The 17,765-nt window shown below is 38.9% G+C and carries 15 protein-coding genes, 2 tRNA genes and 1 pseudogene; 6 read left to right on the top strand and 12 right to left on the bottom strand.

All coding sequences use genetic code 11. From position 1 onward, the window contains the following. Nucleotides 1-150: 150 nt before the first annotated feature. Nucleotides 151-902 (bottom strand): IS5 family transposase gene (locus ACKI4H_RS13390; protein ID WP_407306520.1). Its coding sequence is split into 2 segments (ribosomal slippage): nt 151-689 and nt 689-902, totalling 753 coding nucleotides; the frame shifts between segments, so codons are not numbered across the junction. A gap of 558 nt (nt 903-1,460) precedes the next feature. Between ACKI4H_RS13390 and ACKI4H_RS13385 the strand changes: the two genes are divergently transcribed. Together ACKI4H_RS13385 and ACKI4H_RS13380 are read left to right on the top strand one after the other, a co-directional pair. Next, a complete protein-coding gene (locus ACKI4H_RS13385; protein ID WP_407306518.1) occupies nt 1,461-4,562 on the top strand; it encodes a multidrug efflux RND transporter permease subunit in 3,102 nt (1,033 codons plus the stop codon). 243 nt (nt 4,563-4,805) lie between these two features. Continuing rightward, nucleotides 4,806-5,396: a DUF4112 domain-containing protein gene (locus ACKI4H_RS13380; RefSeq protein ID WP_407306516.1), complete on the top strand. Its 591-nt coding sequence runs from the start codon at nt 4,806-4,808 to the stop codon at nt 5,394-5,396. Between the two features lie 435 nt (nt 5,397-5,831). On the opposite strand, the gene htpX is transcribed toward ACKI4H_RS13380, so the two are convergent. Continuing rightward, complete coding sequence (gene htpX / locus ACKI4H_RS13375; protein WP_171535124.1) at nt 5,832-6,737, bottom strand: protease HtpX; 906 nt, start codon at nt 6,735-6,737, stop codon at nt 5,832-5,834. 144 nt (nt 6,738-6,881) lie between these two features. Then, complete coding sequence (locus ACKI4H_RS13370) at nt 6,882-7,748, bottom strand: lytic transglycosylase domain-containing protein (protein ID WP_407306514.1); 867 nt, start codon at nt 7,746-7,748, stop codon at nt 6,882-6,884. A gap of 500 nt (nt 7,749-8,248) precedes the next feature. On the opposite strand from ACKI4H_RS13370, the gene ttcA reads away from it, so the two are divergent. Together ttcA and ACKI4H_RS13360 are read left to right on the top strand one after the other, a co-directional pair. Beyond that, complete coding sequence (gene ttcA / locus ACKI4H_RS13365) at nt 8,249-9,169, top strand: tRNA 2-thiocytidine(32) synthetase TtcA (RefSeq protein ID WP_407306512.1); 921 nt, start codon at nt 8,249-8,251, stop codon at nt 9,167-9,169. A gap of 216 nt (nt 9,170-9,385) precedes the next feature. After that, complete coding sequence (locus ACKI4H_RS13360) at nt 9,386-9,769, top strand: SCP2 sterol-binding domain-containing protein (protein ID WP_407306510.1); 384 nt, start codon at nt 9,386-9,388, stop codon at nt 9,767-9,769. Between the two features lie 58 nt (nt 9,770-9,827). Here the strand turns inward: ACKI4H_RS13360 and ACKI4H_RS13355 are convergent, their stop codons facing one another. Next, nucleotides 9,828-10,937, bottom strand: a complete 1,110-nt coding sequence (locus ACKI4H_RS13355) for a transglycosylase SLT domain-containing protein (RefSeq protein ID WP_407306508.1) — start codon at nt 10,935-10,937, stop codon at nt 9,828-9,830. A 363-nt stretch (nt 10,938-11,300) separates the two neighbouring features. Between ACKI4H_RS13355 and greB the strand changes: the two genes are divergently transcribed. Then, nucleotides 11,301-11,795: a transcription elongation factor GreB gene (gene greB, locus ACKI4H_RS13350; RefSeq protein ID WP_407306506.1), complete on the top strand. Its 495-nt coding sequence runs from the start codon at nt 11,301-11,303 to the stop codon at nt 11,793-11,795. A gap of 90 nt (nt 11,796-11,885) precedes the next feature. Then, a tRNA-Ser gene (locus ACKI4H_RS13345) sits at nt 11,886-11,975 on the top strand. Nucleotides 11,976-12,103: 128 nt separating this feature from the next. Here the strand turns inward: ACKI4H_RS13345 and ACKI4H_RS13340 are convergent. The 8 genes and pseudogenes from ACKI4H_RS13340 to ACKI4H_RS13305 all read right to left on the bottom strand — a co-directional run bounded on the left by ACKI4H_RS13340 (nt 12,104) and on the right by ACKI4H_RS13305 (nt 17,703). After that, a protein-coding gene (locus ACKI4H_RS13340) for an IS3 family transposase (RefSeq protein WP_407306504.1) occupies nt 12,104-13,179 on the bottom strand; the annotation gives its coding sequence in 2 pieces (ribosomal slippage) (nt 12,104-12,927 and nt 12,927-13,179; 1,077 coding nt in all). Between the two features lie 46 nt (nt 13,180-13,225). Next, nucleotides 13,226-13,564, bottom strand: coding sequence for an Arm DNA-binding domain-containing protein (locus ACKI4H_RS13335; RefSeq protein WP_407306502.1), 339 nt, complete (start codon nt 13,562-13,564; stop codon nt 13,226-13,228). Between the two features lie 206 nt (nt 13,565-13,770). Next, nucleotides 13,771-13,935, bottom strand: a pseudogene (locus ACKI4H_RS13330) (transposase); the annotation flags it as partial. Between the two features lie 111 nt (nt 13,936-14,046). Continuing rightward, complete coding sequence (locus ACKI4H_RS13325) at nt 14,047-15,279, bottom strand: type II toxin-antitoxin system HipA family toxin (protein WP_407306500.1); 1,233 nt, start codon at nt 15,277-15,279, stop codon at nt 14,047-14,049. After that, nucleotides 15,276-15,536: a helix-turn-helix domain-containing protein gene (locus tag ACKI4H_RS13320; protein WP_407306522.1), complete on the bottom strand. Its 261-nt coding sequence runs from the start codon at nt 15,534-15,536 to the stop codon at nt 15,276-15,278. Before ACKI4H_RS13320 ends, ACKI4H_RS13325 begins: the two co-directional genes overlap by 4 nt. Nucleotides 15,537-15,887: 351 nt before the next feature. Next, nucleotides 15,888-16,082 carry an AlpA family transcriptional regulator gene (locus ACKI4H_RS13315; RefSeq protein ID WP_407306498.1) on the bottom strand — a complete coding sequence of 65 codons (195 nt, stop codon included), beginning with the start codon at nt 16,080-16,082 and terminating at the stop codon, nt 15,888-15,890. 162 nt (nt 16,083-16,244) lie between these two features. Next, complete coding sequence (locus tag ACKI4H_RS13310) at nt 16,245-17,435, bottom strand: tyrosine-type recombinase/integrase (RefSeq protein WP_407306496.1); 1,191 nt, start codon at nt 17,433-17,435, stop codon at nt 16,245-16,247. 191 nt (nt 17,436-17,626) lie between these two features. Continuing rightward, nucleotides 17,627-17,703 (bottom strand) — tRNA-Ile (locus tag ACKI4H_RS13305). Between the last annotated feature and the right edge of the window lie 62 nt (nt 17,704-17,765).

Raw genomic sequence — 17,765 nt, 5'->3', positions numbered from 1 at the left:
GTGTATCGCTTGAACTGAGGATCAGAAAGCCTGTTTGAATCGATGTATTTCATCCGCAGATGATGCACGAATGCCAAAAAAACTGGAGTACAAATATCAACCAAAAAGAAGATTATTTTTTGATTTATGAAAGAGATCTAGGGCGTGTCCTCATTTGGCTTTGCACCAAATAAACAAGCAAGCCAAGAACAACATGGATTTATAATTACGAGCTAACTTTTCAAAACGAGTGGCAATACCACGAAAGTGCTTTAATCTGGCAAAGGCATTTTCAACAAGATGCCTTAAGCGATAAAGATAGTAATCAAAATCTATGTTTGGCTTTCTACTGTTTGATTTTCTTGGAATAATAGGAACCATATTATGATTTCGAGCCATTTGACGAATATGCTCTGAATCATAACCTTTATCTGCAATGAGATAGTCGGCTTCCCCCACCAATTCAATCAAACCACTTGCAACTTGACTGTCGTGGACTTCACCCCCAGTGATTTTAAAATTAATCGGATGTCCATGCGCATCGACGGCAAGGTGAATCTTTGTAGTCGCTCCACCTCTTGATCTTCCAATTGCTCTATCTTCACCATGCCGAGCTCCACTTGCATGCTGATGCGCGCGAATGTAGCTTCCGTCAATGAATACCCATTCTTTATCCAATATGCCTCGTAGTTTAAAAAAAAATTCTCCCATAGCCCTTTACTCGCCCAACGATTGAAACGGTTGTAGGCTGTTTGCCATGGACAAAGATCCTCAGGAATATCACGCCAAGGCGCCCCTGTTCGAAGTTTCCACAAAATGGCTTCCATGATATTTTTGCTATTACGTGAGCGGTAGCAGCCATAAAATTGCATGGTATTTTGGATTTGTGCCCAAATTTCATCAGTAATGACTCTGCGTGACATGTTGGAAAACTTAATTTTAGAAGGGAGATATAAGATATTTTAATTGAATAGATGAGAAGAATGAAATATGTACATCAAATGAGGACACACCCTAAATTTTTTCATGATAAAAATTTGTAACATCAAAATGTTAGGAGTAGTTCTTTTATATAGATTATATTCCGACCCCAATCAATTTGAATTCTGATAACTCTACTTTCAGGCGAGCTTTCCATGAACTGAATGGATCTAATTAAATTCAGATTGATTTAAGAGACGACTCATGTTGAATTAAATAAAATTAATTCTACTGCAGGTTCTGAGGCTTTATTTAAAAAGTGATACTGTTTAAGCCAGTATTAACAGGATGATAAAAAAGATAGGGAATGAAGTGTAAGATCACTTGAGACCAGATGATATATCTTCACAGTTTCTCCTTATTTAGGACGAAAAATATTTTTTCTGTTAAATGTTATTGTATTTTGACTTTTAGTCACTGAATATCAATATTAATGAGCGGCCCTAGAATTAATGCTTAAGGCCTAGCAACATCACTTTTTTAAACTGCGATCAAGTCATATGCTGTCGAAATTTTTTATTCAACGACCTATTTTTGCCGGTGTACTGGCCATCATTGTGATGGTTTTTGGACTTTTTGCAGTGTTGAATTTACCTGTAGAGCGCTATCCGGATATTGCACCACCACGTATTACCGTGAGTGCAACTTATAGTGGGGCATCAGCAGAAACAGTTGAAGAAAGTGTGACCCAGGTTTTAGAACAGCAGATCAAAGGCATTGATCATTTACTGTATTTTAGTTCAAGTAGTGATTCATCAGGTCGTAGCCGGATCAGCATTAGTTTTGAAAATGGGACAGACCCCGATACCGCACAAGTTCAAGTACAAAATTCAATCAATAGCGTGGTAAGCCGATTACCTGAAGATGTTCAGCGTCAGGGGGTGAATGTATTTAAGTCGCTTGGCGATACCCACATGGTGATTGGCTTGTATGATTCCTCCGGTAAAAGTGACAATATTGCCCTGTCAGATTATATGTTGACGCATTTGGAAGAAGAACTGGCGCGAATTGAAGGGGTTGGTGAAGTTGATGTTTTTGGTTCACAATATGCGATGCGAATTTGGCTGAACCCTTCAAAATTAAAACAATATAATTTAATGCCCAGTGATATTCGGGCAGCAATTGAAGCACAAAATACCCAAGTGGCGGCTGGGGCAGTGGGTGACTTGCCGACGCTCAAAGATCAATACTTAAATGCCAAAGTGACTTCAGGCTCACGTTTAAAAACCGTGCCTGAATTTGAAAATATTATTGTTAAATCTGACCGCGATGGCAGTTTTATTTATCTAAAAGATGTCGCTCGTATTGAGCTGGGCGCTGAAAACTATCAGTCATTCAATACTATTAATGGTTTTGAATCTGCGGGGATGGGCATTTCCCTGGCATCCGGTGCCAATGCTTTAGCCACTTCAGCCTTAATTAAAGCTGAAGTTGATCGTCTTTCGACACAATTGCCTGAAGGCTATAAGTTGGTTTATCCACGTGACAACACACCCTTTGTACAAGAGTCAATTAAGGAAGTAGTAAAAACACTATTTGAAGCCGTGCTGCTGGTAATTGTGGTGATGTTTATCTTCCTGCAAAATTGGCGGGCGACGCTTATTCCTGCCATTACCGTGCCTGTAGTGATTTTAGGCACAATGGCGGTACTGTATGTGCTAGGCATGAGCATAAATACCTTAACCTTATTTGCCTTGGTACTGGCGATTGGACTTCTGGTCGATGATGCCATTGTGGTGGTTGAAAATGTCGAACGCCTGATGCATGAAAAGCAATTAACGGCGAAACAAGCATCGATAGAGTCCATGCAAGAAATAAGTGGTGCATTGATCGGGATTACCCTGGTGCTCACCGCAGTATTTATTCCCATGGCATTTTTTGGTGGCTCGACCGGGGTGATTTACCGCCAATTTTCCATTACCTTGGTTGCAGCCATGGCTTTATCTCTGGCAGTTGCGCTAATTTTAACCCCGGCTTTGTGTGCACTGATTTTAAAGCCTAATCCAAAACCAGCCAAATGGGCGCTGTGGTTTAATCAAAAGTTGGATAGTCTAAAACATCGTTATCTTAAATTATCGAATCTCACCATTCAGCATAAAGTCATTTGCTTAGTCATTTTTGCAGCACTTATCAGTGTTTTTGCATTGTTCTATCGCGCCTTGCCGACCAGTTTTATTCCCAGTGAAGATCAGGGTATTTTAAGCGTACAGTTTAAATTAGTCGATGGTGCGCCAATGTCGAAAAGCCGTGAAATAGGCGAACAGATTCGACAGTATTTTCTGGAACATGAAAAAGACAACGTAAATCTGGTGATGATTCGCTATGGGCGTAATTTTTCCGGCACGGGACAAAATCTGGGGCAGGGTTTTATTGCCTTAAACCACTGGGATGAGCGTTCAGGAGATCAGAATTCAGCGCAGGCCATTCGTGAGCGTGCTTTAAAACATTTCAAAAAGAATCCCAATGCACAAATTAATGTCAGTATGCCTTCTTCGGTCAGTGGTTTAGGTCAAACTGACGGACTGGATTTTTGGATTCGCGATGTGAATGGTCAGGGACGTCAATTTCTGGACACTCAATTTAAGCAGCTGCAGGAACAGGCAAAACAGTATTCCACTTTTGAAAATCTGGATAAGCGTTCTAATCCGGATAAAGCCGAACTGAAAGTGAATGTCGATCAAAAACTGGCTATGGCCAATGGCCTATCACCATCTGCTATTAACAGTACCTTGTCCAGCGCTTGGGGCGGCAGCTATATCAATGACTTTATTGACCGTGGCCGTATTAAACGCGTAGTCATGCAGGGTGATGCCGAATTCCGTTCAAAGCCCGAAGATTTGCAATACTGGTATGTACGTAATGATTTGAATCAGATGGTGTCATTTAGCAATTTTGCCAATGTGAGCTGGAGCGGTGGCCCGGAAGTGGTGAATCGCTATATGGGGTATACCGCGCTGCAAATGGAAGCCGATACTGCAAAAAATGTGAGTTCTGGTCTCGCCATGCAAGATGTTGCCCAACTGATTGGACAGCAGTCGGGTATCGATGTGGCATGGAGCGGTTTATCTTATGAAGAAAAACAGTCCAGTAATCAGGCGATGTTACTTTACTTGATCTCGATTGGCTTTATTTTCCTGTGCCTGGCTGCACTTTATGAAAGCTGGTCGATTCCTACCGCGGTGATGAGTGCCATTCCTTTAGGGATTGGCGGTAATATCCTGTTTAGCTATTTTATCGGTTTCCCTAACGACATTTATTTCCAGATTGCTCTACTCACCACGATTGGTTTGTCATGTAAAAATGCCATCTTAATTGTAGAGTTTGCATCACTGGCCCAAGATCAGGGACGAAGTGTGATTGAAGCTGCCTTGGAAGGTGCAAGTCTGCGTTTACGTCCTATTCTCATGACTTCACTTGCCTTTGGTGCAGGGGTGATACCCCTAGTCTTTGCCTTTGGTGCAGGGGCTGCCAGTCGTCAAGAAATTGGGGTGAGTGTTTTAGGTGGAGTGATTTTTGCAACACTCTTGGTGCTGATTTTTATTCCGTTTATGTATGTATTGATCCGAACCTTGTTTAAAGGTAAAGTCCAACAGGAATCTTAAGCAATACTAATCACTTAATAGGTATTATCCTGATGAGGCTTATGGAGGCGCTACATTAAATAAGCCATGCAGCAAGAGTCGGATGGTAAAAAAATATATGGGTAAGTAATAATGTTCTGGCGATGAATCCTGACGGGTGCAGATTGTTTGACTGCTTTATTAATCATATCGATACACAGCAATAAGACAAGATATGATGTAATCTCAAGCATTTAGATAATGCTTTCCTTGGAATTAAGGCTTATGCCAGAGCAACAACAAAAAAGACTCAGCCAGCAAGAAGTGGTACGTCTAGAGCGAGATTTGGCCAAGTTTGCCAATATGATGGACTCAGTGGTACGGATTCCGTTTACCAAGCAAGGAGTTGGGGCAGATGCTGCTTTAAGCACGATTCCCGTTGCTGGAGATGTCGCAGGTTTTGTATTGACCTGCTATGCCATTTATAAAGCCAAGCAGATAGGGGTACCACAAAGCAAGCTTAATCCAGTCATGAAACTGGCCATGGTGGATGCTGTGGTCGGTTTTATTCCTGTCGTTGGAACGGTTTTTGATGTTTTTATCCGTCCAAGTCGTAAAGCTTTAGCGGTTGTGCATGAGCATATTCGCGAGGAATATCAGATTCGCAGTGATTCGCATGTGGTTCATCCGTTCTTGCATGAAAGTCTGGAAAATAAGCAACAAAGCTCAGCCTTTTGGCGCAATCCTGTGGTGGCTTGGTTGTGGTTGCATATTCCGGATCTTTTGGGCGCAATCGTATTGGTGTTGATGCTGATTGCGATGTGGTTTGGTTTGAGTGGGTTATGGCAATGGTTTCAAGGATTAAATACTTTTTGATTTTTTAGTGGATAAAATCTATAGATTATTGCTGCTAATTTACCCACGATCAATTTTGACGCGACATATGATTTTTATCGCAGGCTGGATTTTCAATGTACCTATTAATCCAGTCAATGGAGAATTCTAAATCGGGACAGTTTGAGTCTAGAGTTTTTTCATCATCCCAAGCTAGAGCCTGAAACTTCTTGGCATAATGCGTATATTCGTGTTCAGGATTTAACTGTATTTTATCGTGCTTGGCAGGGTTTAAATGGGGCTACATTTGCACCAGAGAGAATTACTGCTATAAAACACGTAACAGAAATATAGATGTGCTGTGTTATGGATATTAACGGCAGTTTATTGCATTGTATTCAAAGGCATTAAAAAAGCCTCCATCTGGAGGCTTTTTTAATTTCAATTTAATTAAAATATATTTTTAATCAAATAATATTATGGGCAGTTTAACTGATGTAGTGCAGCTACACGTTGTTCAATCGTTGGGTGGGTCTGGAATAAAGCGGCCAGACTAAAACCTTGTTCTTTACCTTCCGCAATTGCAAATGCTTTCATTTCTTTAGGCATTTGATCAGGCAATTCTGATTCTGCCTGTAAACGTAACAATGCTGAAATCATGGCTTGTTTACCGGCTAAACGTGCGCCCGCTTCATCGGCACGGTATTCACGGTGACGTGAGAACCACATCACGATAGAAGACGCCAAAATACCAAACACGATATCCAGTACGATGGTAATCCCGAAGTAAGCCAGTCCCGGTGCTTCGCCATCTTCACGACCAAACACATTACGGTCAATAAAGTCACCGACCACGCGTGCAAAGAACATGACAAAGGCATTGACGACACCCTGAATCAGGGCAAGAGTCACCATGTCGCCATTGGCAACGTGACCAATTTCATGCGCAAGTACCGCACGAAGTTCGTCTTTGTTCATTCGTTCGAGTAAACCCGTTGAAACGGCTACTAAAGCGTCGTTTTTGTTCCAACCTGTTGCAAAAGCATTGGACTGATAAGAAGGGAAGATCCCCACTTCTGGCATGTTAATACCAGCACGTTGCGACAATTGCGCAATTTCTTGTAATAACCATGCTTCTGCTTGATTACGAGGCGCATTGGGATCAATAAGCTCGGTTCCAGTGGTTTTTTTCGCCATCCATTTCGACATGAACAGGGAGATGATAGAACCAACCATACCAAAGACAAAACAGATGACCAATAGGTTGCCTAGATTTAAGCCACCCGCGCCATGGTAACTACCGACACCGAAGAGTGACAAAATAATGCCAGCTACAACCAGTACCGCGAGGTTGGTAAGCAAGAACAAACCAATCCGCATCATTGAGAGAATCCTCTTATAATAAAAAATAATCTGATTTATGAATCAAAAATCATCATAGTAAATATGAGGTGTAAGTCTTAAAAATTCAAGGAGAAAAATAAGTAATTCTGGGGAGATCAGGCAGATTTCAAACAATGAACACGATTAGTCGGTAATTGAAATTTTCGCAGAAGCCGTGGCATGTGCGGTGGCATAAGAGCCTATGGGCGCATCGGTAAAGCTACCATCAGCTGCCATGATAATTTGGCGTTGTGCACTATAATGAGGCGTAGCGTTTGAAGATGTCTCATTAGGACTGGATTGTGCGATAATTCTTGCATTTTCAGGAGTAGAGTTATTGCCTGAAATTGAACTGTTGGCAATTCCATTTGAGTATAAATTACTATAACGACTGCTCACTCGTCTTACATAATCCTGGGTTTCTTTAAACGGGGGGATACCACCATATTTTGCAACGTTCCCTTCACCAGCATTATAGCTGGCCAAAACCAGTGAAGTATTTCCGTTGAAGCGTTTCATTAGCCAAGATAAATATTTTGCCCCCGCCATAATATTTTGGTGCGGGTCATATGCATTTGAAACATTAAAGCGTCGCGCCGTTGCAGGCATCAGTTGCATCAGCCCTTGTGCACCAACAGGGGAACGCGCATTCACATTAAAGCCGGATTCAGTATGCATAACCGCTTTAATCAAGCCTTCAGAAATCCCGTGTTGTGCCGCTGCCTGTTTAATAATAGGATCAAAGGCATTTTTGTTACGGCTATAGCTGGGCAATACCGAAGCTTCAGACGAACCCCAGTTGCTATAACTATGCATGTTACTGTCAGGATAATAGGTCTTTTTTTCCACTTTTAGATGGCTGTAACGGCTCTGTTTATTGGTGAGCAAAGTTGTACCATTAGATTCTTTTAACTGATAAATGGTTTGGCCGGCATAACTGGTCGCTGCAACAGAACTTACTGTCACATACCCCAAAAAATAAAGTCCAAGAGTTACAATATTATTTTTCATTTTGTTATATAGAAAAAAATCTGCTCCAAACAGTTCAACAGGAGTTTAACAAAAAAAAACAGAATAAAAAGCATTGCGTATTTTATTTCTCTACAAGTTTGTAAAAAGCAAGGGCTGATTGTAGAGAGAGTAATCAAAAAAAATATTTAATTTATTTTAATCAGGATAACTTGACACTATTAAGGTATTGATTTTTATTGATATTTAAATTGATCAAAAAATGATCAATTTAAATAGAAGCCTTAAATAATAGGTCAGAGACCTTGTCAAGCCTTTTGAAATCCACAAAGTTATCCACAGGTTTTGTGGACAACTGTGGAAAAGTACAATTGGTAAGCATTGTGAATAAAATTTGAACTGTACCGTCTAAAATAACACACAGATGATTACGTGAAAATGACAACAATAATCAATTTTCATAAATTACATTCTTTTGGTGCGATGAGAGACTAGATCGGATAAAATTGCGCGGTATTTTTATTTATGGGTAAATCTCGTCTATGTACTCGCCAGTTGAGTCCGAACAAGGATTTAATTTCAAACCAGAACTGCCTACAAGTTCGGCATATTACCGTTTGTTGAAAAAGATTCGCCGCCAAGTCGGTCATGCCATTCGTGATTTTAAAATGCTCGAAGAAGGTGACAAGGTGATGGTATGTATTTCTGGTGGTAAAGACAGTTATACCTTGCTCGACATCATGTTGCAGTTTAAACGCATTGCACCCATAAATTTCGATGTCGTTGCGGTGAATCTTGACCAAAAGCAGCCGGGTTTTCCTGAAGATGTCTTGCCACGTTATTTGGAAGAAAATAACATTCCATATTACATTCTGGAAAAAGACACCTACAGTATTACCAAAAAATTAACTCCTGAAGGCAAAACGTATTGTGCAGTGTGTTCGCGTTTACGTCGTGGTTCCTTATATGGTTTCGCTCAAGAAATTGGCGCGACTAAAGTGGCCTTAGGTCATCACCGTGATGACATTATGGCGACTTTCTTCCTGAACTTGTTTCATGGAGGCAGCTTAAAAGCCATGCCGCCTAAACTCTTGTCATCTGACAAGAAGAATATCCTGATTCGTCCACTGGCTTATGTGGAAGAAAAAGACATTATCAAGTATGCAGAAATGCGCCAGTTCCCGATAATTCCCTGTAACTTGTGTGGTTCACAGGAAAATCTGCAGCGTGCGATGATCAACAATATGCTGCGTGAATGGGATGCTCAATATCCGAAGCGTTTACATAGTATTTTTGGTGCTATGCAAAACGTGTCGCCGTCACAATTAGCCGATCGTGAGCTGTTTGACTTTGAAGCTTTAGATGAAGAACGTGAAATTGATTTTACCGGTAGCTGTTCTACAGAAGATGAAGCGCAAAGCAAACGTATCAATATGGTGAATTTAGGCTTTGCTGCAGAATAATGGTTAAGCTAGGCACTGGTTCTCGAATTGGTGTCTATTTTATATATTTGATTTAGTTAAGTAATGTATTAAAAATATAAAAATTGAACGTATCGTGCAAAAAACTTTAAGCAGAAAACAATTTTACATGCTATAACAAGCGTCAAGCATAAATAGCTTCACAAAGATGTTGTCTGGATAGGCGACACAAATGAACGAATAAATTGAGGAAAGATCATGCCTACCTTTTTAACTGATGATTGGTTTTCAACTGTAGAAACCTTAACTGCTCAAGCGGGTGATTTAAACTTGGCACCTGCGCTTGCAAATTTGGCAATCAACTTAGTCGTTACAGATTCACAAGGCAATACAGAATTGTCTTTGGATGGTGGTGCAATTAAAAAAGGTCTCTCTCCAAATGCCAAAACTACTTTGAATATGGATGGTGAAACCCTTCGTAAAGTGTTTCTGGAATTTGATATGGCAGCTGCAATGCAGGCATTCATGACCGGTAAAATTAAAGTTCAAGGCGATATGTCGCAATTGATGGCTTTACAAACTGCCAAGCCAAGCCAAGAACAAAAAGATTTGTTTAAGAAAGTACTTGAGCAGACCACTTAAGAATTTTTAAACAAAAAAAGCTTACCCTGGGGTAAGCTTTTTTTGTATCTAGAAAATATTAAATATTCACTAACTGTGTGGTCTTAATATGTTCTAAATAAGAGCGTATACGCGTTACATACTGTACCGCTTGACGGTAACGGCCATTGCTGGCTTTGTTGCGATCTAAATAGCTATACATATTTACCCAGTTATTTGGATTTTTACCTTGTGACTGAATTTGTTTCTGAATCTGATTCACCGCACCAGGTCCCATGTTATAGGCTACCAGCGCATACCAGTTACGATCAGGATAAGGAACGTCCGAGTAACGACTTAACATCTGGTCGTAATATTTCGCGCCGCCTTCAATACTTTGTGCCGGGTCAGTTCGGTTGCTTACGCCCATGGCTTTTGCGGTACTGTTGGTCAGCATCATCAAACCGCGAACACCGGTAGGCGAAACTGAATCCGGTTTTAGGTACGATTCCTGATAACCTATTGCTGCCAAGAGATGCCAGTCTAAATCATATTTAGCCGCGGTATTTTTAAAGCTGGCTTTATAGATGGGTATGCGCTGATTTAAATCACGCTGAATGCTACCCCAAGATTCTTCTTTAACTGCATTCTGATTATAGAATGAAGCCAATTGACGAATCGAACCTGACTGTTTACCCCGACAGACAAAACTACTTGCAGTTTGTGTGAGTGGATCATCGGCGTGTTTAAATACCCAATTCAGGTTTGTATTTAGGCCATTTTTTTGCAAGCTGCCGATATCACCACAGGTTGCTGAAAAAGAAGTCAGACGATTTTGTTCAATTGAACTGACAGCTGCCGTGGTCATGGCAAAGTTGGCTTTACCTTGCGATATCCATTTTAGAGCTGTAGCGTTATCAGGCACAGTCTTAAATACCAGTTTGACGTTTAAGCTGTTGGCATAGTTACGCGCGAGGTCATAACCAAAACCATGTAAGTGAGAACTATCTTTAAATACGGTGGTTGAATTTTCAACTGAAACGACGGTAAGTTGCTTGCCGTTAACGACAGAATCGTACTGGTGCGATTTACTTGCATTGATACTATGAAAAGGAATTAATAAGGTACTGAACGCAAGAATTCTTAATGAGAGAGAAGATTTTAAAGAGTTAAGGCAAAGCCTCACCCCAGAAGTCGAACTACTGTGCATGTTGTCTCCGCTACAAGTAATTTATGCCCTAAAAAGTAAAGGCGCCTATGCCTCAAGCTTTTTCAAGTTTGATAAATTCAATAAGGGTTGGGCAGTCATGACGTCATTCAAAATGACATAAGATTAAAAGGAGAATAATGTAGAATTTCTACATAGATTAAAAAATAGACGATTCAAAAACATGGGCGCATAATAAGGGTGAAAAATAAACTTGTCAAATTTTGTACGAAAATTTTTAGAAATATGTAACATAAAGAATTAATTTAATTGAAGAAATAATTTTATAAACTTTAGTTATGGGTAAATAGCGGATAAAATAGACCCTTCTTGTAAATAAATTGTAATCCCGATATCAAAAATACTATGAAATCTAACTTAATTACACGTTCTGGACATGACAAACTGGTCGCGGAATTACAACATTTGTGGCATAAGGAACGACCAGAAATTACCCAAAAAGTGAACTGGGCGGCAAGTCTCGGCGACCGTTCGGAAAATGCTGATTACCAATATAATAAACAAATTTTACGTAAAATTGACCGTCGTGTTCGTTATCTGGGCAAACGTTTAGAAGAGCTCAAAATTATTGATTTTTCACCTGAGCAAGAGGGCAAGGTGTATTTCGGTGCCTGGGTAAATATTGAGAATGATGAAGGTGAACAAAAAACCTTACGTATTGTGGGCGTAGATGAAATTTATGATCACCATCCACAGCATATTTCCATTGATTCACCTATGGCACGTGCTTTGCTTGGGAAACAGGTCGATGATGAAGTCGAGGTGCTGACCCCATCAGGAAAAAAGCATTGGTATATCAATCAAATTCGTTATGAAAAGCCTGCAAATTCAGCAAATTAATATATTTTGATTTTATTTTAATCACTTGGTGGGGAAAAAGCATAAAAGTGTTTGCCAAGATGAGTTTTTATTTATATCATAGCCGCCATTGGAAGCGTGGCAGAGCGGTTTAATGCACCGGTCTTGAAAACCGACGAGGGTGTGAGTCCTCCGTGAGTTCGAATCTCACCGCTTCCGCCAAATTTAAAAACCCCAATCATTGATTGGGGTTTTTTATTGCCTAAAATTTTTATTCATAAAAAACTAAAATATAAAGGTAATACCCCCGTTTTTAATTGAGTTAATAGGTAGAAAATCCAAAGCCCTTATCATTGTTTAAAATTGGGTGGCCTACCATCAACTGACATATGAGGTCGTTCATGATTATAAAAGTGCTGCCATAAGGTTGTACAGTCTTGAACCTCACTAAGCTCTCGAAATAAATATTGGTTTAGGCATTCGTATCGAACTGTGCGATTAAATCGTTCAATATAGGCATTTTGTTGAGGGTTACCTGGCTGAGTGAAGATATGCTCAATATCATGTTGATCACACCATTCTTTCATTAAATCGCTTATATATTCAGGCCCATTGTCGGATCGAATATGTTTAGGTTTGCCTCGCCATTCAATTAATTGGTTAAGCCCCCGCAGGACACGTTCAGCCGGTAATGAGAAATCAACAAGGATATCTAACGATTCTCGATTGTAATCATCAATGACGTTATGCACACGGTAGCTACGCCCATCACTGAGTTGATCATGCATAAAATCCATTGACCACGACTCATTCTTAGCTGTTGGTACTGCAAGGGTTTCTGGTTGTTCTCGCTTAATTCGTTTGTTGGGTTTAATCCTTAAGTTAAGTTCAAGCTCTTTGTAGATCCGATATATGCGTTTGTGATTCCATCCATAACCTTTGACATTGCGCAAATACAGATAGCAGAGTTTAAAACCCCACGTTTTATTTTCATTTGTTAGCTTAGTCAACCACTCAGCGATTTGAACATTTTCCTCTTTCAAAAGGGCTTTATAGCGATAACAGGTTTGGCTAACATTAAAAATTAAACAGGCCATGCTGATAGAAATCTTAAACTGCTCAGCAGCCTGCTGTGCAAGAGACTTCCGCTGAACTGGCCTTAAAACTTTTTTGAAAGAGCATCTTGTAAAATGTCAGATTTAAGCCGCTCATCAGCATACATACGTTTTAAACGGGCATTTTCAGCCTCTAATTCTTTAAGCCTAGTCATCATGGAAAGATTCATCCCGCCATATTTAGACTTCCACTTATAGAAAGTTGCGGTGCTCATTCCATGCTCACGGCAAAGGTTTGGAACAGGTGTTCCTGCTTCAGCTTGTTTCAAAATACTCATAATTAAGCTGTCTGAATATTTAGATATTTTCATAGAAAATCTCCTTGGATAAAGATTATTCGATTTTCTACTTTTAAACTCAATTATTTGCAGGGAGCATTACCAAATCTTCAAACAATTCTTTTTTTTCTTCTTGTGATTTTGAAATCTTCTCTTTACGTGTAAGAGGTTGGATTTTTCCAGCCACTATTTCAGCTGCTTTCAGACGAGCTTCATTGAGTGAAACACTTGGATAACTTCCCAATCCATAATAGGTCCACTTTCCTTGACTGTTCTTTATACGTATTTGCCAGGATTTTTTCCCCGAAATTTGAATCTTCATATAAAGACGAGGAACATCTCGTATACGCCGCTCTTTTCCTTCTGGTTTTAAGGCTGCGTATGCTGCATCAGTTAAAATTTTTTTACTTTGGGACATAAATATTTTCACTCCCTTAAGAGCTATAAATCGTTATATCCTCACTTATAGGGTTAACTCGGGAGACACACAAGGGATACAAATAAGCTGTTTCTATACGAGTGTATATATGTTTTCAAAAGTAACAAAAAAACTACGCATCTCTTTATAATCAATGGTTTGATATTTATATGGGTGCATATGATTATAAAATTTGGTGGGCCTTACCAGCCTTTCAGAAAGTCTTCAGCATGCTGACCAGCACGGCTGGGCTGGAAGTCATAGATGACTGCCTGAATTGGATTGTACTGTGTGGTGGCATAGGCCCAGACATAGCCTTTTGGGGGCTTTTTCTCATCATCGCCAACCTGCATGACGGTGACCGGCGGTTCAGTCGACGTTTAGGTTTTTTACTGTCGCTTTTTATGGTACTGCATTGGTTTTAGCGGCATTTGACCGCTCCAGTTCCAGATCAACAGCCGCAATACTGGATGCTTTTCTCACTACTCAAATTTTTTCTTTTTATCGTGGCGATAACTTTTTACAGAAAAGTTTGAAGTCATAATATTTGATACTGAACATTCAATAGATTCACGTAGCCCCTCAAATAATTGTATTTCATTTGAATGCTTAAGATAGTCAATGATGTTATCACTTAGAAATTCTATTATTTCTTTAGCTTTTCTAATTTTAAAATGACTACTTTCAGCCAGCTTCAGTAAGTGTTGCAAATTAGGAAATTCTTTACTATTAGCAAGTTTCAATGCCATTTTATTGTCGATAGTTGGATAAATTAACGTATGTGTAATATCAAATGGGGGTGAAACAAAGATATTCGACATATCTGGTAAATACTGTAATGCGAAGTTTTTTAGATGCGCATCACCATTGCCTATTAAACAGTTAAATACGATATATTTATACATTTTTTCAACTTCGGCTTGACTGTTTGTATATAAATACGTTGCTGTTAATAGGGCTTCATAACTTCCTGTGTATTTAGCATCTGGATCATTGGACTTTTTCATCAAAGTGGTGAAATCTTCATAGCCTAGTCTTAGACCATCAGCCCTTTTATCAAAGCGTTCAACCACATAAGTTTCTAAATTTTCAGACAAATAAGTTGCTGGTGGCTCAAGACCACAATGCCGCGCTGCTTCCATACAAACAAATTCATTGACTGTCAGTAATGGAAACTCTGAATCAAAAGACTTTACGATAATATCTTTTTGCTGAACTGTTCTATCTGTTCTGATCGTGCTAGCGCTTGGTATGCTTACTTTAGGTTGCATGCCTGCCAATGAATTTCTTAAATAATACTTTTCCAAAAGCTGCGGAAAAAGGGGGCTATTGCTGTTATAAGACAATATTTCATTAAGAGTTAAAGATTCGACTTCGGGTAGAGTCAGCTCACTTTTGTAAGAAAGCATTCCAATCCCAAGCTCTCCCTGGAGAGCTAATAAGTACATATCATTGACTTTGGCATATCTTGCCAATTTTTCTGCAATAAATCTTCGATTAAAACCTTCGGGTAAATTTTGTGAAAATATAGGGTGTAGAGACCCGGAAGAATAACCATCCATGCCTTTTTTAGTCATTGTAAGTGACACATACTGTTTGTCTTGTGTTGGCTGGTAGTGATGTACTGAACCATAAGTTAGTATACCTAATTCTTCTTGATTAGCACAAACAGTAATATTAGTAATTTTAGCAGGTAGATATAGCTCTGAATTCATTCGTTATCCTCAGAAAACATAGATTCAATATCATCCCAGTCAGGTAGTGAATGCTGTTTTTGAGTCACCTCAAACTGTAAGCCAACGGCATCAAGTACACGTTCAAATATATCAAAAGACCCAGTAAAACGGCCGTTTTCAATCTCAGAAATTGTGGTTTTATTTATATTAGTCCGCTCAGAGAGTACTTGTTGTGTATAGCCAAGTGATTTTCTAGCCATTCGTGCTTTTTCACCAATTTCTACTCTATTTGCCATAGCTTTCTGCTTACCAATTATATTAGCCATATAGCTAATATAATACATAAAAAACCAAATATTAGCCATATAGCTAACCAATTAAATTTTAGTGTACTATTTCTTCGATCCTCTGATACAGTGAAAAAGAGATTAATTTATTGTTGAAAGCAACTTAAGCTACCTTTCTACTGGACTACTCCCCTTCTCTTTGGTGGATTGCATAAATATTTTAAAATTAATTTTTTAGTTCAGCTTGTTTTCATCTAAAAATGATAAGTTATCTAATAATTACAACTCCATTTAAAAGATTTATGACAATTTTATTCCAAAAAAATAGGTTCCTTCAGGAATCTAATTCATTTTAATGACCTACTGTAAATGTGTTTCTTTCCAAAGCATTATTTCATTAAAGTCATAATAAACACCAGATTGTCTGGTTTCTCCTGCCTTCAGAGCTTTTGGAAATTTTTCATCAACTGATGAAATTTTACGTAACTCACTTTCTGAAAATCCTAAAAACAAACATACTTCTTTCTTTTTAAGCGAAGCGGTTTCAGTATGCAATTGTTTAATACCAAATCAAATATATTGTCTGCAGACATCTACAAAATTCACAATTATTAGAATGGCTTCAAACTCGCATGCTTCAAAAAAGGCCTGTCGTACGTTAACAGAAATCAAAAATCATCAGAATTTGTTGATCACTTCAGTAAATCAGCTTTTTTACTATGTTCGTGGACCACAAATTTGGTCAATATGATCAGCCCAGAATTGCATAATTTCGTACCGTTCTTCCAAATGAGCTTCTTTATCGTATACACCTTTGACACCTGGTTTTAAATGAGAAAGAGCCGACTCTATGACTTGGGGAATCGCACTAAACTTTTTATTTAAATTTGTACTTGCGATATGTCGAAACCCATGTGGATTTTGTTTTCCTTCGTAGCCCATGCGATTCAAAGCAGCATTGAAGGTTAAATTGGAGATTGATTTATTCACGGTGTCTCGGGCTGGAAACAAGTATTCACTCTCTCGAGTTGATATTGATTTCAACTCTCCTAACAACCTAATTACCTGCCATGAAAGAGGTATTCCATGAGGTACTCCTCGTTTCATTATAGAACCAGGCCTCACCCACACACGTTCTTCAAAATCAAATTGCTCCCATTTTGCTTGTCTTAATTCACCCGGGCGAGGGAACATTAAGATTAATAATTCTAGCCCTATGCTAATTTCTGGCGAACGATATTGCCTAATTTTTGCTAGCATTGTAGGGAGTTCATTGATCTCCACGTGCTTCATATTTTGCGGATTACCTTTATCTAGAAATTTATTAATCCCAATGAGTGGATTATATTTAATCTTGTCTTTAAAAACGGCTAGATCATACGCATTTCTACAATATGAAATAAGTTTTTCAAATCGATTGTATTTCTCTTCTGTTCTGATCTTCATTTGAAAAAACTCAAGCCACTCTCCAGAGCTAATTTCTTTATAAGATCTTTTCCCAAAAACTGGTAATAAATGTTTGGTTATTGACTGAACTTCTTTTTTAAAAGTATCGCTCTCCCAAGAGTTCTTTTTAGTATCAATCCAATCCTTCATTAATTGTTCAAAAAGCTCCCTTTGATCTTTCTGAGCTTTTAGCAGACGATCTTGACGAGTAACGACTTGAAGTTCTCCAGACTGATACTTTAAAGTCTGTGCACGGGCAATTTTTACTGAAACATCAGGATAAACCCCTAATCCAACCCATGTCCATTTACCTTCATTATTTTTCAAACGAAGTTGCCATGACTTCTTACCAGAGGTTTGAACTTTCATATAAAGACCAGGAATATCCGAAATACGATACTCTTTATCTTTTGATTTTATAGCGGCATATGCCAAATCAGATAGAAGTTTATTTCTACTCATAATCTATTGATTGCTCAGCTGTTATCAGCGGTTGTGTATCCTCAGTTATAGTTATCTTTCGGGATACAAGCAAGGATACAAATGAGCTGTTTCTATACGAGTACATATGTGTCTTTAAAAGCAATAAAAACCCCTAATTCTTTTATAATCAGAGGTTTGAAGTTCATATGGGTGCATATGATTTAAGAGTTTGGTGGGCCCAGACAGACTTGAACTGTCGACCAACGGATTATGAGTCCGCTGCTCTAACCAACTGAGCTATAGGCCCTTATAAACTGAATTTGTTATATATCAACAAGTTCAAGCGAGGCAATACTAACGAAGATTTTT

This window comes from Acinetobacter sp. (assembly GCF_045628685.1).
Taxonomy (GTDB): domain Bacteria; phylum Pseudomonadota; class Gammaproteobacteria; order Pseudomonadales; family Moraxellaceae; genus Acinetobacter.
Note: the sequence above shows the minus strand (reverse complement) of the source record. Positions and strands in the feature narration are given on the sequence as shown.